Genomic DNA, 25,898 nt, shown 5'->3' with positions numbered 1-25,898 from the left:
GGAGATCCAGTCTTGGTTGGCGGAAATTGCGCCGACCATAGCAAGGATCATTCGAGACGCAAGGCGTTCAGCGACCGTTTTCGTGTGTGCCTTCGTCGCGTCCGGCCGCTGCTTTCGGAGCGGCTTCGGAGGCTGCGGCTTCTCGCTTCCGGCGCCCCTTCAGCCGGTCGCGGATCCGCGCGATAATGTCTTTGAGATTGATAAAGATCGGCAGGGTGATCGCCGGTTCGACGGCTTCGAGCGACATGCCGACGGAGGTGACGTGGTCGTGCTCATCGAGATCGCGGACGATCAGGATGATCGAACCGAGACGGACGCGGTCGGCATAATCGGCCTTGCCGCCGAGGCGCTGCCGCATCAGTTCGGCGATGGTCAGGCCCTTTTCGGATTCGTTGAGCAGGCCGGGGCCATAGGCGGCGTCGAGGTCGGCTGCGGGGCGGGCAGGGGAAAGCGCGAAGGCGCCGAAGAATTCGGCATCGTCCTCATCCACCGGCGCACGGCTGGCGAAAAGCCGGTCGAGCAGGCGGGAATAGCTCGGCACGATGAAGAGATAGACGAGATCGTTTTCGCGCAGCCGTCCGGCATATTGATAGCGCATCGACTTGCCGTCGCGGATGACGAGCGAAGGGGTTGCCCAGCGCGGAATGCGCTCGCCGCGCAGCACCGGGCTATCCTTGATGACGCGGTAGGAAAGCAGCTCGTGATTGGCGGCACCCGGCAGATCGACCTCGACCTTGTCGACCGCGCCGATGCGCGGCGGAATAATCAGGCCGAGCTTCTTGGCGACGGGTTTGATCGTCCAACCCTGGACGAGCAGCGAGACCAGCACGATGATGAAGGCCGTGTTGAAATAGATCTGGCCGTTTTCCAGGCCGCCGAGGATCGGCATGATGGCGAGCAGAATGGAGACGGCGCCGCGCAGGCCGACCCAGGCGACGAAGCCGATCTCCTGCTGCGTGTAATCGAAGGGGAGCAGCGACAGCCAGATCGCTAAGGGTCGGGCGATGAAGATCAGGAAGAGGGCAAGCAGAATGGCCGGCACGATGATCACCGGGAATTGCGACGGCGTGGCGAGCAGGCCGAGCACCAGGAACATGATGATCTGCGCCAGCCAGGTCATGCCGTCCTGGAAGCGTTTGATGGTGCCGATCGCCTGCATCTTGCGGTTTCCGGCGTAGATGCCGGCGACATAGACGGCGAGGAAGCCGCTGCCGCCGACCGCGCCGGTGAAGGAGAAGACGAGCAGGGCGAGCGCCAGCACGAAGATCGGCGTCAAGCCGCGGTCGGTGTCGAGCTTGCTGACGATCAGCACGATCATCATGCCGCCGAGCAGGCCGAGAATGACGCCGAGGCCCATCTGCTGCACGAACATGGCGAGCATGCCGATATTGATGCCGGCGTAACGTTCGCCGCTCGCCAGCACCTCGACGAGAGCGATGGTCAGGAAGATCGCCATCGGGTCGTTGGTGCCGGATTCGACCTCCAGCGTCGAGCGCACCTTGTCGCGGATATTGATGCCGCCGATGCGCAGCAGGAAGAAGACGGCGGCGGCATCCGTCGAGGCGACGATCGAGCCGAGCAGCAGGCCTTCCAGCCAGGTGAAGTTCAAGAGCCACATGGCGGCGAAGGCAAAGAGCGAGGCGGTAATCAGCACGCCGACCGAGGCGAGTGCCAGAGAGGGCACGGCCGCCAGCCGGAAGGCGTGCATCGGCGTGCCGAAGCCGGAATCAAACAGGATGACGGCCAGCGCGATGGAGCCGAGAATATAGGCGAGGTAATTATTACTGAACTCGATGCCGAGGCCGTCGACGCCGGCGGCAAGGCCGATCATCAGGAAAAGCAGCAGTAGCGGGGCGCCGAACCGGAAGGCGAGCAGGCTTGAAAAAGCGGCAAGAAGCACGAGCGCCGTCGACACCAGCACCACGATATAGAACGCTTCCATGCCCACCCCTTTCCATCGACTGCTTGACGAGGATAGCCACGTCAGGCCGACTCGTCGTAATCCAACCCCTCCTCACGCGTGGCGGCCCATCAGTAAACGGCAAAACGTCAGAGAAGGGTAGGCCTTGCGGGCTTAACCTCGTCGCGATGCTGCATCATGCTGCTGAACGGCTGCCGGACGGCCAACCGACACGGAATGCTACGGGAGAAAATCTCTATAAAGAATGTATAGGAAAATCAGGCGAGAGCAGGGCAAAAGAGACGCGCACAGATTTTTCCTGCCGGTCCGCCGCCGCTCTGCTATCCCAACACTGCCTGAACTATGATGATGGCGAGAAATGCAAGGCCGATGAACGCGGCAACCCAGATAACCAGACGATTAGCCTTTGCCAGAACGGCAGGTCGGACGTCCCGCTTGGGATGAAACCGCTGCCGCCGCTTGAGGGTGGTGTGGGACAAGCGTTTCTGCGCCCCTGCCATTTATCGCCTCCGCTTGGATCATTTCAGCCATTGTGCAGCGCTATGCATCTCTCAATCTATCACGTTTGGCCAGCGGATTGCCAACCGTGATTCTATCCTTGCGGTCACACCGCCCCGTCGCTTCGAAACGGCTTTCAAAGCCGGAAACGATGCTGATCGACTGTCAGTCTTCGGTGTCTTCGCTCTCGTCGGTCAGATCCTCGACCGGAACCAGGAAAACGACGAACTCGTCGTCGATGGTTCGTTGCGGATCATCGTCGAATTCATAGGCGTGCTCGACTTCGCTGGCTTCCTCTGCGGTCGCCTTGCGCAGGCTGAGCGCGGCCTTGCGGTCCCACAGCGGCTTGCCCTCGGACTCCAGGATCGTCAGGTCATCGCGAAAATCTTCCGCCTCGAAGAAATGCGTCGCTTCCTCGTGGTTTTTCGAGCGAAAGCTGGCAATGGCGCGGCCGGCGATCTCAACGGTAAAGTAATCCATCGATCTCTCTCTATCTCCCCGGCCGGCGATGCCGTTCAGGGCTTGGTGCGCCACCAGATTTTACAATCGATCCGGCGCAGTGACTATAACAAAACGGCCCGGTTTCCCGGGCCGCTTGCGAATATTCAATCGTCAGGCTCTCAGATGAGCTTGGCGAAAGCGACTGCCGTGTCGGACATGCGGCTGGAGAAGCCCCATTCGTTGTCGTACCAGGACAGGACGCGCACGAAGTTGCCTTCCATGACCTTGGTCTGATCGGTTGCGAAGATCGAGGAGTGGCTGTCGTGGTTGAAGTCACGCGAGACCAACGGCTCGTCGGTGTAGCCGAGGATGCCCTTCAGCTTGCCGTTTGCGGCAGCCTGGATGGCTTCGTTGATTTCGCCGACGCTGGTCGCCTTCTTGGCGACGAATTTGAAGTCGACGACGGACACGTTCGGGGTCGGAACGCGGATCGAGGTGCCGTCGAGCTTGCCCTTCAGATGCGGCAGAACGAGGCCGACGGCCTTGGCAGCGCCCGTCGATGTTGGGATCATCGAAAGGGCGGCGGCGCGGGCGCGATACAGGTCCTTGTGCATCGTGTCGAGCGTCGGCTGGTCGCCGGTGTAGGAGTGGATGGTCGTCATGAAGCCGTGGTCGATGCCGACGGCGTCGTCGAGCACCTTCACGACCGGCACCAGGCAGTTGGTGGTGCAGGAGGCGTTGGAGATGACCAAGTGCTCCTTGGTGAGCTGGTCATGGTTGACGCCGAAGACGACGGTCAGGTCGGCGCCATCCGCAGGCGCCGAAACGATGACGCGCTTGGCGCCGGCCGTCAGGTGAGCGGCGGCCTTGTCGCGGGCGGTGAAGATACCGGTGCATTCCATCGCGATGTCGACGCCGAGTTCCCGGTGCGGCAGCGTTGCCGGATCCTTGATCGCTGTAACCTTGATCGGCTTGCCGTTGCCGACGATGATCGTGTCACCCTCGACCTTCACCGTTGCCGGGAATCGGCCATGGATCGAGTCGTAGCGCAGCAGGTGGGCGTTGGTTTCGACGGGGCCGAGGTCGTTGATGGCGACGACTTCGATGTCGGTGCGGCCGGATTCGACGATGGCGCGCAGGACGTTGCGGCCGATGCGGCCGAAACCGTTAATGGCAACCTTGACTGTCATGTTCATTCACTCCCGATAGAGTAGGGCCCGAAAGATGGGGCCTGGAATTGAGGAGATGGAGAGCGCCTCAAGGCGCCCTCATTAAAGCTTTGCTTCCGCGGCCGCAACGACGGCGTCGGCGGTGATGCCGAAATGCTTGTAAACGTCCTTCACCGGGCCGGAAGCGCCGAAGCCCTTCATGCCGACGAAAGTGCCTTCCGGTCCGATAAAGGCATCCCAGCCTTCGCGGACGGCGGCTTCGACGGCGATCTTGACCGGCGAGTTGCCGAGGATTTCCTTGCGATAGGCGTCCGGCTGCTCGAAGAACAGTTCCGTGCAGGGAACCGACACGACGCGCACCGTGACACCCTTGGCTTCAAGGGCCGCGCGGGCGGCAACGGCGATTTCGACTTCCGAGCCGGAGGCGAAGATCGTCACCTTGGCGTCGGCATTGCCGGCCAGCGTATAAGCACCCTGCTCGCAGAGATTCTTTTCGCTGTATTCGGTGCGGACCGGGCTGAGGTTCTGACGCGTCAGGGCAAGGCCTGAAGGACGGTTGTGCGTCTTGACGGCGATCTGCCAGCATTCCGCCGTTTCCGTGGCGTCGGCCGGACGGAAGACCATCAGGTTCGGGATGGCGCGCAGGCCGGCGAGCTGTTCGACGGGCTGGTGCGTCGGGCCGTCTTCGCCGACGCCGATCGAGTCATGCGTCAGGACGTGAATGACGCGGATGCCCATCAGCGCAGCGAGGCGGATCGGCGGGCGGCAGTAATCCGAGAAGATCAGGAAGCCACCGCTGTAGGGAATGAGGCCGCCATGCAGCGCAATGCCGTTCATGGCCGAGGCCATGCCGTGCTCGCGGATGCCCCAATGCATGTACCGGCCGGCAAAATCCGTCGGCGTGATCGAGTGCATCTGGCTGGTCTTGGTGTTGTTCGACGGCGTCAGGTCGGCGGAGCCGCCGAGCGTTTCCGGCAGGAAGCCGTTGATGACCTCGAGCGCGTCTTCCGAAGCCTTGCGGGTGGCAACGGTCGGCTTGGTCTCGGCAAGCTTCTTCTTATAGCTGCTGATTGCGGCATCGAAGCCTTCCGGCAGTTCGCCTGCCATACGGCGGGTGAATTCGGCCCTGGCCGGAGCCTTGGCCACACCCTGCTCCCAGGCGTTGACAAGATCGACGGAGCGGGCGCCGGCTGCACGCCAGCTCTCCAGGACGTCCGAGGGGATGACGAAGGCTTCGGACTCCCAGTTCAGCGCCTTGCGGGTGGCGGCGATTTCCTCGGCGCCGAGCGGGTTGCCGTGGACCTTATGGGTGCCCTGCTTGTTCGGGGCGCCGAAGCCGATGATCGTCTTGCAGGCGATGAAGGTCGGTCGGTCGGACTTGTGGGCAGCTTCGATCGCTTCGGCGATCGCGGCCTGATCGTGACCGTCGATCTCGATCGTGTTCCAGTGAACGGCCTTGAACCGGGCGATCTGATCGGTGGAATCCGACAGAGACACGGCGCCGTCGATGGTGATCGAGTTGTTGTCCCAGAACAGAACGAGCTTGTTGAGCTTCAGGTGGCCGGCAAGCGCGATGGCTTCGTGACTGATGCCCTCCATCAGGCAGCCGTCGCCGCAGATCGCATAGGTATAGTGATCCTGAAGATCGGAACCGAACTCCTCACGCAGCTTGCGTTCGGCAATCGCCATGCCGACTGAATTGGCAATGCCCTGGCCGAGCGGGCCGGTCGTCGTTTCGATGCCGGTGGCATGACCATATTCCGGATGGCCGGCGGTCTTCGAGCCGAGCTGGCGGAACTGCTTCAGATCCTCGATCGTCATGTCGGGATAGCCGGTCAGATACAGCAGCGAATAGAGCAGCATCGAGCCGTGACCGGCTGAAAGCACGAAGCGATCGCGGTTCGGCCAATGCGGCTTCTTCGGATCGAACTTCAGATATTTGGTGAACAGGACCGTTGCCACATCGGCCATGCCCATCGGCATGCCCGGGTGGCCGGAGTTCGCCTTTTCGACGGCGTCCATGGCGAGGAAACGGATCGCATTCGCCATCCGGTCGTGTTGTTCGGGAGAGGTCATGGCTTTTCCGCAAGTTCCGGGTGTCGGGGGATGGCCTCGAGCCTCCAAGACCATCGAGTGAAAGCGGCAGACACATAGCAGTTGGCGCTGGCAAGTCAATAAATGGGGCGCCAAATCCCGGGCAGGCCGCCGCGATTTTTGACATTTGATCGCGCGATTGTACAAAAGACGAATCTTGTGCGGCGAGGATGTCTGAAACGCTCATCCACAGGATAGGCCGGTGGGCAAGTGACAGGATTTATTGACGGGCCGTCGGCGAGCTGCATATCCTTTTGAAATCGCAGGATCGGCGCGGCGTGCCGATTCGCGGATCCTGCGCGGGAATCGGGAAGGCATGATGCCCACAGGCAAAACCATGGAAGCAGCGCTCAACGAATTGAGACAGGCGATTTCAGGCCTCGAAAACGCCGTCGACATGCGTGTCGAGCGGGAGCGCGATCAGGGCGAGATCGAGGGCGAGGTGCGGCGTGTGCACGCCGACCGCTCCCGGCTGGCGCAGGAGCTCGATCAGGCCGAATTCCGTGCCAACCGGCTGGAGGAAGTCAACCGCGAGGTATCGCGGCGGCTGGTAACGGCCATGGAAACGATCCGCGCGGTTCTGGACCGCTAGAACAGGATGATTTTAGGCCAAGTTGGCCCAATATCTGAATCCTGTTCTAATTTGAAAGTTGAGCATGATGTCATGAGAAAACCGCTCACACTTTTCGGCACTATGTTCTCTTAGAAAGATTTTGGCATGGCGCAGGTAACGGTAACGATCGACGGCAAGGCCTACCGCATGGCCTGCGAGGAAGGGCAGGAGGATCACCTGACCGACCTCGCCACGCGTTTCGACCGCTATGTCGGCCATCTCAAGGGGCAGTTCGGGGAAATCGGCGATCTCAGGATCACTGTTATGGCCGGGATCATGATCATGGACGAGATCGCCGAGCTGACGCGCCGCGTCGCCGGGCTGGAATCCGAACTCGAGTCCTTGCGCGGCAACCGCGACACGGTGCTTGCAGCCACCGCCCGCACCGAGGAAAATCTCGCGGCGGCGCTCAGTGAGGTTTCAAGCCGCATCCGCGGCATTACCGACAAGCTGAACGGCCGGCCCGCCCCCGACCTCAATTGATCTTCAATTAAATAAGAACGACCTGCCGCCGCCACTGGCGCGTCAGCGTAAACGACCTTATATATCGCGATGCGGTCTGCGCCTCTCGACAGGAACCACAATCCCTGGGGCCATACTCGATCCAAAGGGAGCTGTCCCTGGCCAGGCCCGTGGGCCTGGGCACACGGCGCCCACCTACGTTTGTAGGCACCCAGGATCGTAAACATCCATCGGTGGTCGTGGATCGCACCTTCCCTTCCAGCTTTAGCGAAGATGCCGGCCCGACCGGGCGAACGCGGCCACCTAATCGGCCGGATAGGGGCCTTCGTCAAAGACCTTGTCGTGGTAGCCTTTCGAACCGACTTCCCGCGCCAGCGGGCTGCGCCATTCCCTGTTGTCGCCGAGGCAATCGAGCACGAAACGGAAATCATATCGCGGCTGCCAGCCGAGTTCCTGCCTTGCGCGGTCGTTGACATAGACGCGGTCGAGTGTCGGAAACATCTTCCAGCCGCGTGATGCATAGAGGGCGCCCGCGTCCGGGAACAGTCGTTCGACGATTTGAGACGCGTCGCGCCTGATCGCGGCAAGATCGTCTAATGAAAACGGCGTCGTGGCCGAGATGATATAGCGGCCGAAGCCGATTGCCGGCGCCTTCTCGAGCGCCAGCATATGGGCGCCGACCACATCGGCGATGTCGACGCGGCGGTGAAGAAGCTCGTTGGCCTGTGCATTCTCCGCCGAATAGCTGCCGCGAATGTCAGGATCGTCGTCGCTCTCGGGAAAGAAACGCGATGTCCTAAGAATGATGACCGGCAGGCCGGAGTTGCGGGCGAAGATTTCGCACAGACCTTCGGCGGCGAGTTTCGTCACGCCGTAGATGTTTTTGGCGACCGGGAGCACATCCTCGGTCACCCAGGCCGCCGGTTCGCCGGCCGCCGGCGTCAATGCCGCGCCGAAGGTGCTGGTGGTGCTGGTGAAGACGAAGCTGGCAACGCCCGCGGCGACCGCCTCTTCGAGCATGTTCAGCGTGCCGCCGGCATTGGTGTCGAGGAAATCGCGATTGCCGTGAGTTGCCACATGCGGCTTGTGCAGTGTGGCGGCATGCACGACATGCCGGATGCCCGACATCGCCCGCCTGAGGAAAGCGCGATCGGCAATCGAGCCGGCCATGTCGGTGAAGGCCGAGGGTTTGATATCGATGCCGCGCGCCGGCAGGCTTTGCGCTCGCAGGCTGCGCATCAGCGCCTCGCCGAGATGGCCGGCGCTTCCCGTCACCAGTATCGTCATCGCACGCCTCCTGGGTGTTTCTGACGAGGCTATGAGGGCCGGGATTGCCAGGCAACGCATGAATTATGCATGGGGGTGCAGGAAAACTGTAGGCCCGATCATTATTCCGGCTGGCCTTCGAGATCGCTTTTCAACCGGTCGAGAATCGATAGAGCGTGCCCGGCATAGGCGCTGATCCAGCGGTCGTGGATGTGCTTGATCGGCAGGCTGTTCAGGTGGTTCCAGCGTTCGCGGCCCTCTTTCCTGGCGATGACCAGGTCGGCGTCCTCCAGCACCTTCAGATGCTGCATCACCGTGCAGCGGTCCATCTGCGGAAACATCTCGCAAAGCGTTCCCGTGGTGCGGGGGGCGTCCTTGAGCAGGTCGAGGATTTCGCGGCGGCGGTGATGCGCCAGCGCCTTGAAAACGGGGTCGTCGGTCGATTCGCTTGACATGTTATGTTTTTATAACATAATGGCGTCAAGTACAATGGAAACAGGCACAATGGAGAAGAGGAGAAGCACCATGTCTCTCGGAATCCGCGTTTCCGGCCGTATCGGCCGTCCCGTCGCCGAGGTGTTCGACGCCGTCGTCAACCCGAAGAAGCTCAGCAGCTATTTCACCACGATCGGCGGGGCGAGCGCGCCGCTCGTCAAGGGTACGACGGTGACCTGGTGGAAGGACGCCCAGGTGGAGGTGGTCGAACTCGTGCCGGAAAGCCGCATCGTGCTCAGCTGGGATGGCGGCACCGGCGACGACAAGACGAGCTATAAGACGTCGGTCGAGATGAACTTCAAGCCACTGGAGGATGGCGGCACCTTGGTGACCATCGCCGAGAGCGGCTGGCGCGAGGACGATGCCGGCCGGCGCGGCACCTATCTCAACTGCGAAGGCTGGACGCAGATGCTCTGCTGCATGAAGGCTTTCGTCGAATACGGCATCAATCTGCGCGAGGGCATGTTCCTCAGCGAAATGAAAGGAGAGCCGGCCAGTGCGCCGGATGCCTGAGCGGTAAATCGGTCTAAGGCGAGCGGCGGCGTAATCGTCGCATTCGCCATCGGGGCCGAGACTTCGCTTGCCTGTCACACTGCGGGTGCTAATTTCCGGATTCGATACTTCATCTCGATTTCCAGGAGATTTCATTATGCAGCTTGGCATGATTGGTTTGGGCCGCATGGGCAACTACATGGTCCAGCGGTTGATGCGGGGCGGTCACGAATGCGTCGTCTACGACGCCAGGCCGGAAAGCGTTGCCGAACTCGCAGGCCTCGGTGCGACCGGCAGTGCTTCGCTCGAAGAGTTCGTCTCGAAGCTCACGCATCCGCGGGCGATCTGGCTGATGCTGCCGGCGGCGATCGTCGACAAGGTGCTGGCGAGCCTTTTGCCGCTGCTTGAGAATGGCGATATCGTCATCGACGGCGGCAACTCCTATTACCACGACGACATCCGCCGCGGCGCCGAACTCATCACCAAGGGCATCCATTATGTCGATGTCGGCACCAGCGGCGGTGTGTTCGGCCTGGAGCGCGGTTATTGCCTGATGATCGGCGGCGAGAAGGGCATCGTCCAGCATCTTTCGCCGATTTTCGCGACACTGGCGCCCGGCGCCGGCACGACGGAGGCCTCGCCGAACCGAACGGCCGAAGCGGCTGCGGTTAGCACCGCCGAGCAGGGCTATCTGCATTGCGGCCCGCATGGCGCCGGCCATTTCGTCAAGATGGTGCATAACGGCATCGAATACGGCCTGATGGCCGCCTATGCCGAAGGCATCAACATCCTGAAACACGCCAATATCGGCGCTGCCTCGCATGACGCCGACGCGGAAACCGCGCCGCTCTCCCACCCCGAACATTTCCAATACGACTTCAATCTGCAGGACGTCGCCGAGGTCTGGCGTCGCGGCAGCGTCATCACCTCCTGGCTGCTCGATCTCACCGCCGATGCGCTGCATGCCGATCCGGCGCTGTCGAAATATGCCGGCCGCGTCTCCGACAGCGGCGAGGGCCGCTGGACGATCATGGCGGCAATCGACGAAAGCGTGCCGACGCCGGTGCTGAGTGCGGCGCTCTACGGCCGCTTCTCCTCGCGCGATAACGACGAATTCGCCAACAAGGTGCTGTCGGCAATGCGTGCAGGTTTTGGCGGCCACGTGGAAAAGCCGGCTCCGAAATCCTGAAGGCCAGGGGCTTTCGGCGCCGTCCGGACAAGGAGGCGCCTTCCCTTCCTCGCCATCGGTATGATGTTCCTACCGCTTGCTGGCGGCAGCCGTCGCGAGTATCCATTGCCGAACGGGAAATGTCGGGGCTGCTTCGTCCAAGTGGCCGACACTCCATTGGAGAGCAGTGATGGAGCGTGACGGGGCAGGGGTTTTGAAGGTCGCCATTTCAGGAATACTGACACTCGTCGTGCTTCTTGGGTTAATTTCGCCGAGTTTTGCCCAGACGTCGCCGGCGCAGGCGCCGGCCGCGGCAGGTCCGCCGGCAGAAGTGCGTGAGATGATGGAGCTCATGCAGAAACCCGAAGTCAAGCAGTGGATGTCGGCTCAGATGGCGGCGGCACCTGCTGGCGCTTCTGCGGCTGCGGATCAGATGTCGGTGCTGTCGGGCCTGCTGCAGCACGCCCGCCGGCACGTCTCGATGGTCTCCGATGCGGCGATGACGCTGCCCTTCCAGATCGGCAACGCGTCCTCGCTGTTCTTCGGTGAAATCGCCGCGAACGGCTGGCCGCGCATGGTGGCGCAGTTCCTGGCCATCTTCCTGCTCGGCGCGATTGTCGAGAGCATTGCCCGTTATGCTTTCCGCCGCCGCCGTCGCCGGCTGGCCGAGATGGCCGGCATGCATCTGGCGCCGCGCGTCATCCCGGCGCTGATCTTCGCGGCGGCAACGGTGCTTGCGCTTCTCAGCCTCGCCTGGCCACCGCTCAGCCAGAGCATCGCGATCGTCTGCGTCGTCGCGCTCATTGTCCAGCGTTTCACGATCTGCCTCGGCGGTGTGCTGGTCGATCTCATCGGGCTGGCGCGGACGCAAGAAGAACGGCAGGGCATTACCACTCCCATCATGCCGGGGCGCGCCGTTGCGCACTTCTGGTACCGCCGCTGTGCGACCTTCGTCATCTATTTCATGCTCGGCTGGGCGGCGATCCAGTCGATGGAGCCGCTTGGCTACTCCCCGAGTGCGCGGCTCCTCGTCGGCTACATCCTGGGTATCGGCCTGCTGCTGATTGCGATCGAAGCGGTCTGGTCGCGGCCGCACAAGGACGAGAGGCGCGGTCACGGGACCTCCTGGGCGCTCACCGTTTATTTCCTGTTGCTCTGGAGCCTTTGGGTCGCAGGCTTCAACTGGCTGCTCTGGCTCGGCATCTATGTGCTGCTGCTGCCGCGCGTGCTTGCCGTCTCGACGATTGCGGTGAAATCGCTGCAGCAGACCGAAGCGAGCTTCCTGGCCACGCGCCGCATTGCCGCCGTGCTGCTCGACCGCGGCGTGCGGGCGCTCATCATTGCCGTTGCCGCCATCTGGCTCGGGCGCATGCTCGGGGTCGGCGCCGATACGATGGCGGCCGGCGACACCATGGTCGACAAGATCGCGCGCGGCGTCATCGGCGGGATCGTCATCCTGCTTGCTGCCGATCTGCTCTGGCATGTCATCAAGGCCTATATCGACGGCAAGCTGCTCGATTCATCGGTGGATGGCGGGGCAACGGATGAGGAGAAGGCCAAACGCGCACGGATACAGACGCTGTTGCCGATCTTCCGCAATATCCTTGCCGTCGTCATCGCGGTCATTGCCGTTTTGATGGTGCTCTCCGGCCTCGGCATCGAGATCGGGCCACTGATCGCCGGCGCCGGTGTCGTTGGCGTGGCAGTCGGTTTTGGTGCGCAGACGATCGTCAAGGACGTGATCAGCGGCATGTTCTATTTGTGGGACGATGCCTTCCGCATCGGCGAATATATCGAAAGCGGCAGCCACAAAGGCGTGGTCGAGGCTTTCAGCCTGCGCTCGGTGAAGCTCAGGCATCATCGCGGGCCGTTGACGACGGTGCCGTTCGGCGAACTCGGCGCGGTGAAGAACCTCAACCGCGACTGGACGATCGACAAGATCAGCCTCAACGTCAAATACGACACCGATCTCGTCAAGGCAAAGAAGGTGATCAAGCAGATCGGCCAGACCCTGCTCGAAAATCCGGAATTCGGCCCTCATATCATCGAGACGCTGAAGATGAAGGGTGTCGAGCAGTTCGGGGAATTTGCGATCGAAATCCGACTTTCAATGATGACGAAGCCCGGCGAGCAATTCGTCATCCGCCGCAATGCGCTGGCGATGATCCGCAATGCCTTCAAGGAAAACGGCATCGAATTCGCCGTGCCGACGGTGCAGGTGGCAGGTGATCGCGACGCGGAAGTGGATGCTGCCGTTGCGCGCTACGCCGCCCATGCGCGGGCGAATGGCGAGCCGGCGGCATGAACCCCGCGTAGCAAATCCCCCTCCATGACGTGACAAGTCCCTTTATAAGCTTACGAAAATGCAATGCGGCGTTATGTCCGCCTGCGCAAATTCGCCCCAATTGAGGGTGATGGAGGCCCAGGCGGCGGGGCTGGGTAGCGGCGGCATGGCTTCATGGAGCTTATATGCCTCTCGTGTTACGTCTTTCAAAAATGATTCCCGCCGAGCTGGCAATTGCAGCAGGATAAGAGATGTCGGGTCACGACAATTTGAAAGAGATGGAAGACGCGGACGGATTTTCTTTTCGCGGTTTATTCAGACGTTACAGGACACCGCTGACGGCAGCGGCGACGCTCGTGGTCTTCTGCCTCGTCGGCTATGCGATCATGCAGCTCACCAACGAGGTGCGCTATGACGACGTCGTCGATGCGCTGGCGGCGACCAGGCCGAGCGCCATCCTGCTTGCGCTGTTCTTCACCGCACTCAGTTTCCTCTCGCTGGTCTTCTACGATCTCAATGCCATCGACTATATCGGCAAGAAGCTGCCCTTCCCGCATGTGGCGCTGACGGCGTTCAGCGCCTATGCCGTCGGCAATACCGCCGGCTTCGGGGCGCTTTCGGGCGGCGCGATCCGCTACCGCGCCTATACGCGTCTCGGGCTATCGCCTGAAGATATCGGCCGCATCATCGCCTTCGTCACGCTCTCCTTCGGTCTCGGGCTGGCGGGTGTCGGGGCGATCGCCCTCATCATCATCGCCGATGAGATCGGCCCGCTGATCGGCGTCAGCGCCTTCCTGCTGCGGTTGATCGCCGGTTCGATCGTCGCCCTTCTGGGCGCAGTGATGATCATCGGCCGTGACGGGCGCGTGCTCGATCTCGGCCCGGTCGCAATCCGCCTGCCGGATTCGCGCACCTGGTCGCGGCAGTTCCTCGTTACCGCCTTCGATATCGCCGCCTCGGCGTCCGTGCTTTATGTGCTGCTGCCGCAGACGGCCATCGGCTGGCCGGTCTTCCTCGCCGTCTATGCGATCGCCGTCGGTCTTGGCGTGCTCAGCCATGTTCCGGCCGGGCTGGGCGTGTTCGAGACCGTGATCATCGCCTCGCTCGGCAGCGCGGTAAATATCGATGCCGTGCTCGGATCGTTGGTGCTCTACCGGCTGATCTATCATGTGCTGCCGCTGTTGATCGCCGTGCTTGCGGTCTCGGCGACGGAGCTGCGTCGTTTTGTCGATCATCCGGCCGCCTCCAGCGTCCGGCGCATCGGCGGAAGGCTGATGCCGCAGTTGCTGTCGGCCTTAGCGCTGCTGCTCGGCGTCATGCTGATCTTTTCGAGCGTCACGCCGACGCCGGACCAGAACCTCGAATTCCTCTCGAACTATCTGCCGCTGCCGATGGTGGAAGGGGCGCATTTCCTGTCCAGTCTATTGGGGCTCGCGCTCGTCGTCGCGGCGCGCGGCCTCGGCCAGCGGCTCGACGGCGCCTGGTGGGTGGCGGTATTCTCGGCTCTTGCCGCGCTGACCTTGTCGCTCCTGAAAGCGATCGCGCTCGTCGAAGCCGCCTTTCTTGCCTTCCTCATCTTCGGGCTCTTCGTCAGCCGGCGGCTCTTTACCCGCCATGCCTCGCTGCTCAATCAGGCGCTGACGGCGTCCTGGCTGATGGCGATTGCGGTCATCGTCGTCGGTGCCGTCGTTATCCTGCTCTTCGTCTATCGCGATGTCGAATACAGCAACCAGCTCTGGTGGCAGTTCGAATTCACTGCCGAAGCGCCGCGGGGTTTACGCGCCGTGCTCGGCATCACCATCATCTCGTCTGCGATCGCCGTCTTCAGCCTGCTTCGGCCGGCGGCCTTTCGGCCGGAACCGGCGACGGAAGAGGCGCTGGTGCGGGCCGTCGAGATCGTTGGCAGGCAGGGCAATGCCGACGCCAATCTGGTGCGCATGGGCGACAAGAGCATCATGTTCTCGGAAAAGGGTGACGCCTTCATCATGTACGGCCGGCAGGGCCGGTCCTGGATCGCGCTGTTCGACCCGGTCGGCGAACATCGCGCCGTGCAGGAGCTCGTCTGGCGTTTCGTCGAAGCGGCACGCGCTGCCGGCTGCCGGGCCGTGTTCTATCAGATCTCGCCGTCGCTGCTTTCCCATTGCGCCGATGCCGGCCTTCGCGCCTTCAAGCTCGGCGAACTGGCAGTGACCGATCTTCGAACCTTCGAGATGAAGGGCGGCAAATGGGCGAACCTTCGCCAGACCGCAAGCCGCGCCCAGCGCGACGGGCTGGAATTTGCCGTCGTCGAACCCGAGGCCGTGCCCTCGGTCATCGATGACCTCTCTGCCGTTTCCACGGCCTGGCTCGAGCATCACAACGCCAAGGAAAAGGGTTTTTCGCTCGGCGCCTTCGATCCCGGCTACGTCTCCTCCCAGCCCGTCGGCATCTTGAAAAAGGACGGCAGGATCGTCGCTTTCGCCAATATTCTCGTCACCGAATCCCGGCAGGAAGGTACGATCGATCTCATGCGCTTCTCGCCGGATGCGCCGAAGGGCTCGATGGATTTTCTCTTCGTGCAGATCATGGAATATCTGCGCGGCCAGGGTTTCACCCACTTCAATCTCGGCATGGCGCCTCTCTCCGGCATGTCGAAACGCGAGGCGGCGCCCGTCTGGGACCGTATCGGCAGCACCGTCTTCGAACATGGCGAGCGCTTCTACAACTTCAAAGGCCTTCGGGCATTCAAATCAAAGTTTCATCCGCACTGGCAACCGCGCTATCTTGCGGTCTCCGGAGGGGGCAATCCGATGATCGCGTTGATGGACGCGACATTTCTGATCGGGGGCGGATTGAAAGGGGTAGTGAGAAAATGATCAGGACAATCCTTCTTGCCACGGCATGCGCCTGCATGCTCGCGGCCGCACCGGCTCATGCCGCCGAGGAGACCACGCAGAGCTTCGAAACCGGCCTTATCCCATCGCCGCACATCTTCCTGCCGGAAGGAGAGGTGAAGGGCACGGTGATGCTGATCTCGGATGCCGCCGGCTGGGGTGACTATGAGAAGGGGGAGGCCGACAGGCTGGTCGCTGAAGGCGCCGTTGTCATCGGCGTCGACTTTCCCTCCTATATCCAGGCCCTCAGCCGATACGACGTCAGCCTCAACGACGGCTGCGTCTACATGGTTTCGGATATCGAATCGCTGAGCCAGCAGGTGCAGCGCGCGACCGGCAACAACGCCTATCACCTGCCGATCGTCGCCGGCATCGGCGAGGGCGGGGCCCTGGCACTGGCGATTGCGGCGCAAACGCCGGATGCGACGATCGGCCAGACCCTTGCCGTCGATCCGAAGGCCGGCATTCCGCTGACCAAGGAACTTTGCACGCCGGCTTCCAAGCAGGTGGTCGGCCAACGCACTATCTACGGCCTCAGCGACGGCGTCCTGCCGGATCCGATCGTCACCGTCTTCACGCCCAATGCCGACAAAGATGGCAGGGCGCATGCCGAAGCGCTGCAGAAGAAACATACCACGATCGAAATCCGCGATTCCACCGACGATGCGCAGACGGTGTTTGCCGATACGCTCGACGATCTCGTCACCGCCTCCGGCGCCTTCGGCAATCCGCTCGGCCTGCCGCTGGCGATCCTCGAGGCGACGCCCGCCCTCGATACGATGGCGGTGATCTATTCCGGCGACGGCGGCTGGCGCGACATCGACAAGGAGGTCGGCGGCACGCTGCAGAAGGAAGGCATTCCGGTCGTCGGCGTCGATTCACTTCATTATTTCTGGTCGGAGCGCAAGCCGGAGGAGACCGCCGCCGATCTTTCGAAGATCATCGATTTCTACCGCAAGCAGTGGAAGGTGAAACACGTGCTGCTCGTCGGTTATTCCTTCGGCGCCGACGTCGTGCCCGCCACCTACCAGCTCCTCAAACCGGCCGAAAAGTCGGCGGTGGCGCAATTATCGCTGCTGTCGCTCTCGCACCAGGTCGATTACGTCATCTCCGTTCTCGGCTGGCTCGGCCAGAAGACGGAGGGGGCTGGAGGCGATCCCGTCGCAGATCTGAAGGATATCGATCCGAAGCTCGTGCAATGCATCTACGGCAAGGACGACGATGATGATGTCGCCTGTCCGGCGGTGAAGGATAGCGGCGCTGAGGTCATCGAGCTGCCCGGCGACCATCACTTCGACGAGAATTACGATCTTCTCACCAAGACGATCATCGACGGGCTGAAAAAACGGCTGCAAAATTAACGCATCAGGCTTTCTTCGCTCCAATCAAGCCCGGCGAGTTCGCGTCCGCGAAACCGCGCGTCGTCGGCGACGATGAATTCGTCGAGCTGCGGCGGAGCGACGCTGGTGCCGGAGAGCATCGCATGCGCCTGGCCGCGATGATGGGTCTGGTGCTGGAAGAGGTGGGCGAGCACGTCGTCCATCCGCTCCTCCTGGATGCGGTCTCCGCGATGGAGGCGCACCGCCGATACCAGCCTTTCCGGCGTCAGGGCCTCGCAAAGCGCGACCAGGCGCTGATCCACCTTCGCCTGCGCTTGCGCCAGCGATGCAATGTCGTCGAAGGGTTCGTCGATCTCGAAGGCCTGGTAGCCGAGCGTGCCGCCTTCCAGTCCGTCGACATAGAACCAGTCGACCGTGATGATGTGGTTCAAGGTTTCCTTGATCGAGGGGAAAAAGCTCGTGCGCCGCGCTTCGAATTCGCCGGGCTTCAATGCTGCGCAGGCCTGAAGCAGGCGGTGGTTCGCGAGAGCGTTGTTATAGGCGAGCTTGCGGAATGATCGGGTGGGATCGAAGGTCGGCATCGGCGCATCTCCTGTTCACACACTGCTGGAATGTTTGCGTCAGTCCTCGTCATCGAGATTGCCGTCGCGCCAGACGAGATGACGGGGCGCTGCGGGCAGGTTCTCGATTTCATCAGCGATGAAATAGGGCGGGATGTCGAGCGCGGTCAGGGCCTGGCGCGTCGCAAGCACCCATTTGAATTCGAGATGGTTGTCGCCGTCTTCGACGCGATGGATGATTTCGTGCGGCCGGAAGGGGAATTCCGGCGGGATGTGCATCAGATAATAGAAGCCCAGCTCATGCCAGTCGCGCTCTTCGTAGCGGAAAAAGTTCTCGACGATCCAGAGCAGGCGGGAGACGGTAACGTCGACGCCGAGTTCTTCCACCATTTCCCGTTTCAGCGTTTCCTCCGACGTCTCGCCGATTTCCGCCCTGCCGCCCGGAAAGGTCCAGAAGGGTTCATGCACGGCGCGATGAACAAGAACGTGGCCATCGCGGAAACCGAGGCCGGCGATGCGATAATTGAAACGCTCAGCGCCCGCAGTCAGGCGGATGAGTGTGCGCTTGCTCATGGCATTTTATCCGAGATCGATCACGACGATTTCCGGCGGCACGCCGAAGCGCACCGGCGCAATGGAGCAGCCGAGACCGCCGGAGACGATGATATTACGCCCCTCCTCGACAATATGGCCATAGGCGTAGCGATTGCCGTAACGCGAGGGGACGATTGGCGAATGGCCGAGGAAACGGATCTGTCCGCCATGGGTGTGGCCCGACAGCGTCAGCGAGACCCGCTCGGGCACGCGCGGAAAAATATCGGGTTCATGGGCGAGCAGAATGACGGGCGCATCGTCGGTCACCTCAGCCAGCGTTCCATCGAGATCGTCGAGACCGAGCATATGTGTGCGGCCCCATTTCCGGCCGGGTAGCAGTGCCAGCTGATCTTCGAGGCCTGCCAGCCAGAAGCCGCGACCGTCCTTTTCGAGCCGGACGGCGCGGTTGCCATAGACCGGGATGCCGACGTCGGCGAGCGCCCGGTGCCCGAACGTTTCCATGCCGCCGTTCTTCTGGGCGGTCTTGTCTTCCCACCAATCGTGGTTGCCCATGATCGCATGGACGCCGAGAGGGGCCTGCAGGGTGGCGAGTGCCTTCGACCATTGGCTCGAATGCACGTATTGGGTCACCATGTTCATGCCGGCGGCGTCGTCGCCGAGCAGGACGGTGATATCGCCTTCGAGTTCGTTGGCCCTGTGACAGATCGCGGTAATGCGACTTGCCGACATCCAGGGTTCGCAGGCATGAAGATCGGCGAGCGCGACGATGCGGAGCTTCAGTCTAGGCGTCCATCCCGGCGGCGTCAGCCGGTAGCGGGCGATGCCGAGCCGTGCCAGCGGCTCATAGGCGAAGGCGTAGCCACCCAGCGACATGACACCTGCGATACCGCCGCCAAGAACCTTGAAAAATCCGCGGCGGGTGATCACTCAGTTGTCCTCCTGGAACAGCCGGAACTGCGCAGCCTCCAATTCCTTGGGCGGTTGCATTCCGAGATGTTTCCACGCGATTGCGGTCAGAACACGGCCGCGCGGCGTGCGCTGAATGAAACCCTGCTGGATCATATAAGGCTCAATGATGTCCTCGATCGCGTCGCGCGGCTCGGAAAGGCCGGCGGCGATGGTTTCGATACCGACCGGCCCGCCGCCGAAATTGACGGCGATCATGTTGAGGTAACGTTTGTCGAGCTGGTCGAAGCCGACATTGTCGACGAGCAAGCGGGTCAGCGCCTCGTCGGCGATCTCGCGGGTGACGGCCTCGGCCCTTGCCACCTCGGCGAAGTCGCGCACGCGCCGCAGCAACCGGCCGGCGATGCGCGGCGTGCCGCGGGCGCGTCTTGCGATCTCGCGGGCGCCCTCTTCGGTTATCGGCAGGTTCATCAGCCGCGCGCCGCGGCGCACGATCAGCTCCAGCTCCTCGACCGTATAGAAGCTCAGGCGCACCGGGATGCCGAAGCGGTCGCGCAGCGGCGTCGTCAGCAGGCCGAGACGGGTGGTCGCCGCCACGAGGGTGAATTTCGACAGATCGATTTTCACCGAGCGGGCGGCAGGGCCTTCGCCGATGATCAGGTCGAGCTGGAAATCTTCCATGGCCGGATAGAGGATTTCTTCAACGGCGGGATTGAGGCGATGAATCTCGTCGATGAAGAGAACGTCGCGCTCTTCGAGATTGGTGAGCAGGGCGGCGAGATCGCCGGCCTTGGCAATCACCGGACCGGACGTCGAGCGGAAATTGACGCCGAGCTCCTTCGCCATGATTTGCGCCAGCGTCGTCTTGCCGAGGCCGGGTGGGCCGACGAAGAGCACATGGTCTAGCGCCTCGCCGCGATTCTTCGCCGCCTCGATGAAGACTTTCAGATTGGCGCGCGCTTCCGCCTGGCCGGTGAATTCGTCCAGCGATTGCGGGCGCAACGTGATGTCTAGATCTTCGCCCCGCTTTTCCGGCGATATCAGGCGGGCGGGTTCGCTCATGCTCTCATTCCGTTTTGAAACCTGTCACAGCAATACACCAAAAATCGGCTGCCTCGACATCCAATCATCGGTTTTCCGGCCTTCACCGCGCCAATTCCTTCAATCCCAGTCTGATCAGCTTGGCGCTGTCGGCGCCATCGCCGGCCACCTTCATCGCCGCGGCAACGGCATTCGCCGCCTGGTCTCTGCTGTAGCCGAGGTTGGTCAGCGCGGAAACCGCGTCGGCAACGGGTGCGGCCGCGACCCCTTCGCCGAGTTCCTGCTTGAGGGCGATGTTGATCGCTTCCCCGGCATAGGCCGGCGCCCGGTTCTTGAGCTCGGTGACGAGGCGCATTGCCACTTTCGGGCCGACGCCCGGCGCGCGGGAGACGGCGGCGCGGTCCTGCAGGGCGATCGCATTGGCGAGTTCGCCCGGCGTCAACGTCGAGAGCACGGCAAGCGCCACCTTGGCGCCCACCCCCTGGACGCTCTGCAGCAGGTTGAACCATTCCCGCTCCAATGCGGTCATGAAGCCGAAGAGCTTCAACTGGTCCTCGCGCACATAGGTCTCGATGAACAGCACGCAGGCCTCGCCGGCTGAGCCGAGCTTGGACAGGGTGCGGGCCGAGCAATGGGCGACGTAGCAGACGCCGTGCACATCGACGAGCACATAGTCTTCGCCGATCTCGTCTATGGTGCCTTTCAGCTTGCCGATCATGGGGCGCGGTCTCTCAAGGGTGCGTTTCGGGCGTGATAAGTTCCACGGAGGGGAAATAAGACCTGTATCCACTGGGATCGCGGGTCAAAATTTTATAGCCCCTGATCGCCGCATGGGCGCCGATGAGGAAGTCGGACAATATCCGTTCGCGTCCTCCGCCGGCGCGACGGTACAGCCGGAAGGCTTGAGCCGCGGCAAAAGCTGCCGGCCAGGGTAGGTTCTCGCGGCGGAATTCATCCTGCGGAAGCAGTTGCTCAACTTCATCCATATCGTCGTAGCGAACGGAAAATTCGGAATAGATGATCGGATTTATGAGGACCGGCCCATCTCTGAAGACGTCGAGCATTTTCCGACGCGACCAACAGTGCCAGTCCGAACCGGCCACAGCCAGATCGACGAGTATGTTTGTATCGACAAGCGTCGCCATCAGCGATCACGGGTCATCGACATGAGGTCTTCGGCATCGATCGCCTGATCACCGGTTCCTTCGAGACGGCGGATCGTTTGCAGGAAGCGGTCCAGCCGACCTCGATCCTCGATCTCCTGCTTGCCATTCTTCGGCGAGAGGACGAGCTTGCCGCCCTCGATCGAGAAGATGACCTCGCTGTTGGTCTCGATGCCGGCAAGCTCCCTGAGATCGCGAGGAATGGTGACCTGGCCTTTGGAGGTGACGCGCATCTTGTTGCTCCTTCAAAGTAAGAATTATCCTTACCTCCGGAACAAGTCAAGAACAGATTAGTCGGCCAATGCCTGCCGCATCCGGTTGCTGCCGCGATTATGCGCATGGCAGATGGCGATCGCCAGCGCGTCGGCGGCGTCGTCGCCCTTGAATTCGACCTTCGGCATCAGGATCTTCAGCATCATGTGAATCTGACGTTTTTCGCCGTGGCCGACGCCGATGACGGCCTTCTTCACGGCATTCGGGGCGTATTCTGAGACGTGCAGCCCGGCGCGCGCCGGCACCAGCATGGCGATCCCGCGGGCCTGGCCGAGCTTGAGGGTCGCCACCGCATCCTTGTTGACGAAGGTCTGTTCGACAGCGGCTTCATCCGGCTTGTAAGCATGGACGACCTCCGCCAGGCCGTCATGCAACTGGCAGAGGCGAGAGGCGAGGTCCATGTCTCCATCGGAGGTCACGGTGCCGGAGGCGACAAATCGCAGGGAATTGCCCAGCGTGTCGATAATTCCCCAGCCGGTGCGGCGAAGGCCGGGATCGATGCCGATGATGCGAATCGTATTTTGCATGGTTCAACCTAGAACGACTGCGAAATAACTGCCATCGATATGTGAACAAAACAAAAACATTCTCGGATTTAAGACGCTCCATTTACCGCGAATTAAAACAGATGCTTGAATTCTAGTGTCAAATACGAAGGGGGTCTCGTGTCGCAAGGAGATAAGCCCCCCGATGTTCTGTTCAAAGATCAGTCGATCAGGCATGCGCTGCGTGCCCACGCCGGCAGGTGTGTCAGAGGGGGTTCGTCGTACATGGCTCAGAGATTTCAGTCCCTGTCCTTCAAGGTCATTGCCACATTCATTCTGCTGACCGTGCTGTCGATTGCCGTGATCGACGTGCTTGCCTATTTCGCCAGCAGCCGGATCTCCGACGAGCAGGCGCTGAAGGCCAAGGAGAGCGTGCTGATCTTTCGCGGCGACATGCTGCAGGACCAGCTAACGCAGCTTGAAAACCAGGCAAATTCCATCGCACGCATCGAAGCGCTGCAGATGTCGATCACCAGCCTGAAGAGCGGCTGGAAGACCATCGAGAAAACCTCCGGCGATGCCCGCGCCGAGTTGAAGAAGGTTTTCATCACGGCCAATCCCAACCCGGCCGATCAGCGCGAGAAGCTGATGAAGCCGGAAGGGCCGAGCGGCTTTTATTATTCGAACCATGAGAAGACGCAGGGCGAGGTCGCCCGCGATCTTGAGGATACCGCCTTCAGCGATCTGTTGATCGCCGATCTCGACGGCACCGTGCTTTATTCCTACAAGAAGCAGGACGACTTCGCCGAAAACCTGAAGTCGGACGCCTGGAAGGCAACCGGCGCCGGCATCGCCTTCGCCAAGGCGATCGAGAATACCGCCAAGGCGACCGATGATGCCGCACCGACGGGCTTTTCCGGCCTTCGCGTCGATGCCGCAAGCGGCAAATCGGCGATCTTCTATGCCGTGCCTATCGTCAAGCTCGGGGCGGCCAAGGGCATCTTCCTCTTCAAGGTGCGCGACGACATCGTCACCAGCATCCTTGGTAAGGGCATTGTCCAGGACAGCACGGCGCGGGCGGCGATCGTCTCCGGCGATGGTTCCGCTATCGGTCTCGACCCGAGCGGCAAGCTTGCGACGCTCGATGCGACCCCATTCACCTTCATCAAGGACGCGCTTGCCAGTTCGGCGATGTCGGTGGCCGATTTCGACAGGACGGACGGGCCGGCCCGCGCCTATGTCCGCGGCATCGACTACCGCGGTGACCGCTTTCTCGTCGTCGAAAGCGTGCTCTTGAGCGAGCTCAATGCTGGCTCGATCGAGATCGCCACGCTGCTGACGATGATCGGCATCGGCGTGCTCGTCGTCATGGCGGTGGCGACCGGCCTCGTCACCAATTTCCTGTTTTCGCCGCTTGCGCGGCTTGCCGGCGTCACCCGCGACGTTGCCGACGGCAAGCTCGATAGCGAGATCGGCAGCCTGAACCGCAAGGACGAGATCGGCACGATGGCGAATGCGCTCGCCCGTTTCCGGCAGTCGCTGATCGAAAGCCGCGAACTCGAGGTCGCCAGCGAAGAGACACGCCTGCAGGCCGATCGCGACCGCCAGCAGAATCTGGCTGAGCGCGAGGCCGAGGCGAAGACGCTGCAGCAGGTGGTCGAGGCGATCGATGAAGGCCTGCATCATCTGGCGAGCGGCGATCTCGCCTATCAGATCGATCGGCGCTTCCCGAACGAGCTCGAAAGCCTGCGCATCAATTTCAACGAAGCGCTGGCGACTCTCAGCGAAACCATGACGGCCATCGGCGGCAACTCGATGGCGGTGCGTGCCGGCTCCGAGGAGATGCGCACCGGCGCCGACGAGCTTGCCGGCCGCACCGAGCGCCAGGCCGGCTCGATCACCGAGACGGCGAATGCGATCAGCGCCATCACCCAGTCCGTCCGCCAACAGATCGAGCGGGCCGAACAGGCCGAGCGTATCGCCCGCGACGCCAAGAAGGAGACGACCGGCTCCGGCGAGATCATGCGCGAGACGATCGCAGCGATGGAGGCCATCCAGACCTCCTCGCGCCAGATCAACACGATCATCTCGGTCATCGACGATATCGCCTTCCAGACCAACCTCCTGGCGCTCAATGCCGGCGTCGAGGCGGCGCGTGCCGGTGAATCGGGCAAGGGCTTCGCCGTTGTCGCCATGGAAGTGCGCGAACTCGCCCAGCGCTCGTCGAGCGCGGCCAAGGAGATCTCCAGCCTGCTGCAGAAATCGACGCATGAGGTCGAAAGCGGCGTGTCGCTTGTGGAAAAAGCGGGCGTTGCGCTGACCGGCATCGGTGCCCGTGTCGAGGCGATCAACGCACAGATCAACGACATCATGGGTGCGACGCGCGAGGAAGCCAATACATTGCGGGAGATCAACAGCGCCGTCGCCGAGCTCGACGCAATGACGCAGCAGAATGCCTCGATGGTCGAGGAGACGACGGCGGCGATCCACAGGCTGGCGACGGAAGCCCTGGAAATGGACCGCCAGCTCGGCAATTTCACGTTGCCGCCTGACCACCACACGCCGAGCGCCGAGGTGCATGTGCTGCGCCGTCACCGGTAGACATCGGTTCCAGTATTGCAATCAAAAGGGTCGCGCTCGCGCGGCCCTTTTGATTGCGCACATGGTTTGGAATGGCGCGGGGGCGAACCTACATAGGCTGCATCTTTCACTTGCCCGGCAGGTTTCCCATGGTTCCCTTCTCCATACTCGACCTTTCCCCCATTGCCGACGGCAGCACCGTTAGCCAGTCTCTCGAGAGCTCTGCGCGGATGGCGCGCAAGGCCGAGGAATTCGGTTACAAGCGCTTCTGGCTCGCCGAGCATCACGGCATGCCGGGGATCGCCAGTGCGGCCACATCAGTCGTCATCGGTCATGTCGGGGCGGCGACGAAAAGCATCCGCATCGGCTCCGGCGGCATCATGCTGCCCAATCATTCGCCGCTCGTCATCGCCGAGCAGTTCGGCACCTTGGAGGCGCTTTTCCCCGGCCGCGTCGATCTCGGCCTCGGACGTGCGCCGGGGACGGACATGCGCACGGCACAGGCACTGCGGCGCAACCTCGAGGCCGGCGCCAACAGCTTTCCGAACGACGTGGTCGAACTGCAGCAGTTGCTCGGCACGCCGGTCGAGAACCAGGCGATCCTCGCCGTTCCCGGCAACGGTTCGCATATTCCGATCTGGCTGCTCGGTTCCAGCCTCTACAGCGCCCAGCTTGCCGCCATGCTCGGGCTTCCCTATGCCTTCGCCTCGCATTTCGCGCCCGACATGCTGCTCGATGCGATCGCGATCTACCGTGACCGCTTCCAGCCCTCGGCGACGCTCGACAAGCCCTATGTGATGGTCGGCGTCATGGGCGCGGTGGCCGATACGGACGAGGAGGCACGCTACCATTTCACCTCCGCCGAGCAGCAATTCGTCAACCTGCGCCGCAATGTCCGCGGCCCGTTCCCACGCCCGGTGGCCGATATGGAAAATTTCTGGTCGCCGATGGAGAAGATGAACGTCGAGCATACGCTGCGTTATGCCGTGGTCGGATCGCCGAAGACGGCGGAGGCGAAACTGACGGAGTTTCTCAAGGAAACGCAGGCCGACGAGGTGATCATCTCGATGCCTATCCATGATATCGAGACGCGGCTGAGATCGGTCGAACTCTTTGCGGGCTTGGGAAGCTTCATGCGCGCCGCCGCATAGATCCGCAAAGGCGCAGCTCGGCACAAAAAACCCGGCGTCACGGCCGGGTTTTCCATGGGCGATCGATT

General features: G+C 62.1%; 24 protein-coding genes and 1 other RNA gene. 10 read left to right on the top strand and 15 right to left on the bottom strand.

All coding sequences use genetic code 11. The annotated features are described in order from the left end of the window. Nucleotides 1-67 precede the first annotated feature (67 nt). The 5 genes from AF337_RS27550 to tkt form a co-directional block, all read right to left on the bottom strand. A complete protein-coding gene (locus AF337_RS27550; RefSeq protein WP_049734633.1) occupies nt 68-1,942 on the bottom strand; it encodes a potassium/proton antiporter in 1,875 nt (624 codons plus the stop codon). A 299-nt stretch (nt 1,943-2,241) separates the two neighbouring features. Beyond that, nucleotides 2,242-2,421, bottom strand: coding sequence for a hypothetical protein (locus tag AF337_RS27545; protein ID WP_049734632.1), 180 nt, complete (start codon nt 2,419-2,421; stop codon nt 2,242-2,244). Between the two features lie 163 nt (nt 2,422-2,584). Continuing rightward, nucleotides 2,585-2,899 carry a hypothetical protein gene (locus AF337_RS27540; RefSeq protein ID WP_049734631.1) on the bottom strand — a complete coding sequence of 105 codons (315 nt, stop codon included), beginning with the start codon at nt 2,897-2,899 and terminating at the stop codon, nt 2,585-2,587. A gap of 140 nt (nt 2,900-3,039) precedes the next feature. Then, complete coding sequence (gap, locus tag AF337_RS27535; protein WP_049734847.1) at nt 3,040-4,050, bottom strand: type I glyceraldehyde-3-phosphate dehydrogenase; 1,011 nt, start codon at nt 4,048-4,050, stop codon at nt 3,040-3,042. Between the two features lie 81 nt (nt 4,051-4,131). Beyond that, the gene (tkt, locus tag AF337_RS27530; protein ID WP_049734630.1) at nt 4,132-6,105 is read right to left on the bottom strand and encodes a transketolase; all 1,974 of its coding nucleotides are present in this window, start codon (nt 6,103-6,105) and stop codon (nt 4,132-4,134) included. Between the two features lie 334 nt (nt 6,106-6,439). Here tkt and AF337_RS27525 point away from each other — a divergent pair, with 334 nt between their 5' ends. The 3 genes from AF337_RS27525 (at nt 6,440) to ssrS (ending at nt 7,448) form a co-directional block, all read left to right on the top strand. Continuing rightward, nucleotides 6,440-6,715: a DUF4164 domain-containing protein gene (locus tag AF337_RS27525; RefSeq protein WP_049734629.1), complete on the top strand. Its 276-nt coding sequence runs from the start codon at nt 6,440-6,442 to the stop codon at nt 6,713-6,715. 126 nt (nt 6,716-6,841) lie between these two features. Next, nucleotides 6,842-7,219, top strand: a complete 378-nt coding sequence (locus tag AF337_RS27520) for a cell division protein ZapA (RefSeq protein WP_049734628.1) — start codon at nt 6,842-6,844, stop codon at nt 7,217-7,219. A 70-nt stretch (nt 7,220-7,289) separates the two neighbouring features. Continuing rightward, nucleotides 7,290-7,448: non-coding RNA, 6S RNA (gene ssrS / locus AF337_RS39315), on the top strand. Nucleotides 7,449-7,501: 53 nt separating this feature from the next. On the opposite strand, the gene AF337_RS27515 is transcribed toward ssrS, so the two are convergent. Further along, complete coding sequence (locus tag AF337_RS27515) at nt 7,502-8,485, bottom strand: NAD-dependent epimerase/dehydratase family protein (protein ID WP_049734627.1); 984 nt, start codon at nt 8,483-8,485, stop codon at nt 7,502-7,504. A gap of 101 nt (nt 8,486-8,586) precedes the next feature. Then, the gene (locus AF337_RS27510) at nt 8,587-8,919 is read right to left on the bottom strand and encodes an ArsR/SmtB family transcription factor (RefSeq protein ID WP_049734626.1); all 333 of its coding nucleotides are present in this window, start codon (nt 8,917-8,919) and stop codon (nt 8,587-8,589) included. A gap of 70 nt (nt 8,920-8,989) precedes the next feature. On the opposite strand from AF337_RS27510, the gene AF337_RS27505 reads away from it, so the two are divergent. The 5 genes from AF337_RS27505 (at nt 8,990) to AF337_RS27485 (ending at nt 17,137) form a co-directional block, all read left to right on the top strand. Then, nucleotides 8,990-9,472: an SRPBCC domain-containing protein gene (locus AF337_RS27505; protein WP_049734625.1), complete on the top strand. Its 483-nt coding sequence runs from the start codon at nt 8,990-8,992 to the stop codon at nt 9,470-9,472. A 136-nt stretch (nt 9,473-9,608) separates the two neighbouring features. Next, nucleotides 9,609-10,640 carry a phosphogluconate dehydrogenase (NAD(+)-dependent, decarboxylating) gene (gene gnd / locus AF337_RS27500; protein WP_049734624.1) on the top strand — a complete coding sequence of 344 codons (1,032 nt, stop codon included), beginning with the start codon at nt 9,609-9,611 and terminating at the stop codon, nt 10,638-10,640. A 169-nt stretch (nt 10,641-10,809) separates the two neighbouring features. Next, nucleotides 10,810-12,924 carry a mechanosensitive ion channel family protein gene (locus AF337_RS27495; RefSeq protein ID WP_049734623.1) on the top strand — a complete coding sequence of 705 codons (2,115 nt, stop codon included), beginning with the start codon at nt 10,810-10,812 and terminating at the stop codon, nt 12,922-12,924. A gap of 230 nt (nt 12,925-13,154) precedes the next feature. Then, complete coding sequence (gene mprF / locus AF337_RS27490; RefSeq protein WP_049734622.1) at nt 13,155-15,758, top strand: bifunctional lysylphosphatidylglycerol flippase/synthetase MprF; 2,604 nt, start codon at nt 13,155-13,157, stop codon at nt 15,756-15,758. After that, a complete protein-coding gene (locus AF337_RS27485) occupies nt 15,755-17,137 on the top strand; it encodes a virulence factor family protein (protein WP_049734621.1) in 1,383 nt (460 codons plus the stop codon). The genes mprF and AF337_RS27485 overlap by 4 nt, the downstream gene beginning before the upstream one ends. Here the strand turns inward: AF337_RS27485 and AF337_RS27480 are convergent. From AF337_RS27480 to ruvC, 8 genes are all read right to left on the bottom strand, one after another. Continuing rightward, nucleotides 17,134-17,697 carry a DinB family protein gene (locus AF337_RS27480; RefSeq protein ID WP_049734620.1) on the bottom strand — a complete coding sequence of 188 codons (564 nt, stop codon included), beginning with the start codon at nt 17,695-17,697 and terminating at the stop codon, nt 17,134-17,136. The two genes, AF337_RS27485 and AF337_RS27480, sit on opposite strands and share 4 nt — an antisense overlap. A 39-nt stretch (nt 17,698-17,736) precedes the next feature. Next, nucleotides 17,737-18,249 carry an NUDIX hydrolase gene (locus AF337_RS27475; protein ID WP_049734619.1) on the bottom strand — a complete coding sequence of 171 codons (513 nt, stop codon included), beginning with the start codon at nt 18,247-18,249 and terminating at the stop codon, nt 17,737-17,739. A gap of 6 nt (nt 18,250-18,255) precedes the next feature. Beyond that, entirely contained in the window at nt 18,256-19,158 is a 903-nt protein-coding gene (locus tag AF337_RS27470; protein WP_049734618.1) for a metallophosphoesterase, read from the bottom strand. Then, nucleotides 19,159-20,199: a Holliday junction branch migration DNA helicase RuvB gene (gene ruvB, locus AF337_RS27465; RefSeq protein WP_049734617.1), complete on the bottom strand. Its 1,041-nt coding sequence runs from the start codon at nt 20,197-20,199 to the stop codon at nt 19,159-19,161. A gap of 82 nt (nt 20,200-20,281) precedes the next feature. After that, the gene (ruvA, locus tag AF337_RS27460; protein WP_049734616.1) at nt 20,282-20,896 is read right to left on the bottom strand and encodes a Holliday junction branch migration protein RuvA; all 615 of its coding nucleotides are present in this window, start codon (nt 20,894-20,896) and stop codon (nt 20,282-20,284) included. Nucleotides 20,897-20,909: 13 nt separating this feature from the next. After that, nucleotides 20,910-21,323, bottom strand: a complete 414-nt coding sequence (locus AF337_RS27455) for a type II toxin-antitoxin system VapC family toxin (protein WP_049734615.1) — start codon at nt 21,321-21,323, stop codon at nt 20,910-20,912. Further along, the gene (locus AF337_RS27450; RefSeq protein WP_049734614.1) at nt 21,323-21,574 is read right to left on the bottom strand and encodes an AbrB/MazE/SpoVT family DNA-binding domain-containing protein; all 252 of its coding nucleotides are present in this window, start codon (nt 21,572-21,574) and stop codon (nt 21,323-21,325) included. The genes AF337_RS27455 and AF337_RS27450 overlap by 1 nt, the downstream gene beginning before the upstream one ends. Before the next feature lie 57 nt (nt 21,575-21,631). After that, nucleotides 21,632-22,141 carry a crossover junction endodeoxyribonuclease RuvC gene (gene ruvC, locus AF337_RS27445; protein WP_049734613.1) on the bottom strand — a complete coding sequence of 170 codons (510 nt, stop codon included), beginning with the start codon at nt 22,139-22,141 and terminating at the stop codon, nt 21,632-21,634. A 243-nt stretch (nt 22,142-22,384) separates the two neighbouring features. Between ruvC and AF337_RS27440 the strand changes: the two genes are divergently transcribed. Continuing rightward, nucleotides 22,385-24,700 carry a methyl-accepting chemotaxis protein gene (locus tag AF337_RS27440; protein WP_049734612.1) on the top strand — a complete coding sequence of 772 codons (2,316 nt, stop codon included), beginning with the start codon at nt 22,385-22,387 and terminating at the stop codon, nt 24,698-24,700. Between the two features lie 128 nt (nt 24,701-24,828). Next, the gene (locus AF337_RS27435; RefSeq protein WP_049734611.1) at nt 24,829-25,830 is read left to right on the top strand and encodes an LLM class flavin-dependent oxidoreductase; all 1,002 of its coding nucleotides are present in this window, start codon (nt 24,829-24,831) and stop codon (nt 25,828-25,830) included. Nucleotides 25,831-25,898: the final 68 nt, after the last annotated feature.

Source organism: Rhizobium ecuadorense, assembly GCF_001187535.1.
GTDB lineage: Bacteria > Pseudomonadota > Alphaproteobacteria > Rhizobiales > Rhizobiaceae > Rhizobium > Rhizobium ecuadorense.
Note: the sequence above shows the minus strand (reverse complement) of the source record. Positions and strands in the feature narration are given on the sequence as shown.

Bases quoted from the DNA above. Each gene is read 5' to 3' on its own strand.
- AF337_RS27550 (WP_049734633.1), bottom strand. From the start codon at position 1,942: ATGGAAGCGTTCTATATCGTGGTGCTGGTGTCGACGGCGCTCGTGCTT.
- AF337_RS27545 (WP_049734632.1), bottom strand. From the start codon at position 2,421: ATGGCAGGGGCGCAGAAACGCTTGTCCCACACCACCCTCAAGCGGCGG.
- AF337_RS27540 (WP_049734631.1), bottom strand. From the start codon at position 2,899: ATGGATTACTTTACCGTTGAGATCGCCGGCCGCGCCATTGCCAGCTTT.
- gap (WP_049734847.1), bottom strand. From the start codon at position 4,050: ATGACAGTCAAGGTTGCCATTAACGGTTTCGGCCGCATCGGCCGCAAC.
- tkt (WP_049734630.1), bottom strand. From the start codon at position 6,105: ATGACCTCTCCCGAACAACACGACCGGATGGCGAATGCGATCCGTTTC.
- AF337_RS27525 (WP_049734629.1), top strand. From the start codon at position 6,440: ATGATGCCCACAGGCAAAACCATGGAAGCAGCGCTCAACGAATTGAGA.
- AF337_RS27520 (WP_049734628.1), top strand. From the start codon at position 6,842: ATGGCGCAGGTAACGGTAACGATCGACGGCAAGGCCTACCGCATGGCC.
- AF337_RS27515 (WP_049734627.1), bottom strand. From the start codon at position 8,485: ATGACGATACTGGTGACGGGAAGCGCCGGCCATCTCGGCGAGGCGCTG.
- AF337_RS27510 (WP_049734626.1), bottom strand. From the start codon at position 8,919: ATGTCAAGCGAATCGACCGACGACCCCGTTTTCAAGGCGCTGGCGCAT.
- AF337_RS27505 (WP_049734625.1), top strand. From the start codon at position 8,990: ATGTCTCTCGGAATCCGCGTTTCCGGCCGTATCGGCCGTCCCGTCGCC.
- gnd (WP_049734624.1), top strand. From the start codon at position 9,609: ATGCAGCTTGGCATGATTGGTTTGGGCCGCATGGGCAACTACATGGTC.
- AF337_RS27495 (WP_049734623.1), top strand. From the start codon at position 10,810: ATGGAGCGTGACGGGGCAGGGGTTTTGAAGGTCGCCATTTCAGGAATA.
- mprF (WP_049734622.1), top strand. From the start codon at position 13,155: ATGTCGGGTCACGACAATTTGAAAGAGATGGAAGACGCGGACGGATTT.
- AF337_RS27485 (WP_049734621.1), top strand. From the start codon at position 15,755: ATGATCAGGACAATCCTTCTTGCCACGGCATGCGCCTGCATGCTCGCG.
- AF337_RS27480 (WP_049734620.1), bottom strand. From the start codon at position 17,697: ATGCCGACCTTCGATCCCACCCGATCATTCCGCAAGCTCGCCTATAAC.
- AF337_RS27475 (WP_049734619.1), bottom strand. From the start codon at position 18,249: ATGAGCAAGCGCACACTCATCCGCCTGACTGCGGGCGCTGAGCGTTTC.
- ruvB (WP_049734617.1), bottom strand. From the start codon at position 20,199: ATGAGCGAACCCGCCCGCCTGATATCGCCGGAAAAGCGGGGCGAAGAT.
- ruvA (WP_049734616.1), bottom strand. From the start codon at position 20,896: ATGATCGGCAAGCTGAAAGGCACCATAGACGAGATCGGCGAAGACTAT.
- AF337_RS27455 (WP_049734615.1), bottom strand. From the start codon at position 21,323: ATGGCGACGCTTGTCGATACAAACATACTCGTCGATCTGGCTGTGGCC.
- AF337_RS27450 (WP_049734614.1), bottom strand. From the start codon at position 21,574: ATGCGCGTCACCTCCAAAGGCCAGGTCACCATTCCTCGCGATCTCAGG.
- ruvC (WP_049734613.1), bottom strand. From the start codon at position 22,141: ATGCAAAATACGATTCGCATCATCGGCATCGATCCCGGCCTTCGCCGC.
- AF337_RS27440 (WP_049734612.1), top strand. From the start codon at position 22,385: ATGGCTCAGAGATTTCAGTCCCTGTCCTTCAAGGTCATTGCCACATTC.
- AF337_RS27435 (WP_049734611.1), top strand. From the start codon at position 24,829: ATGGTTCCCTTCTCCATACTCGACCTTTCCCCCATTGCCGACGGCAGC.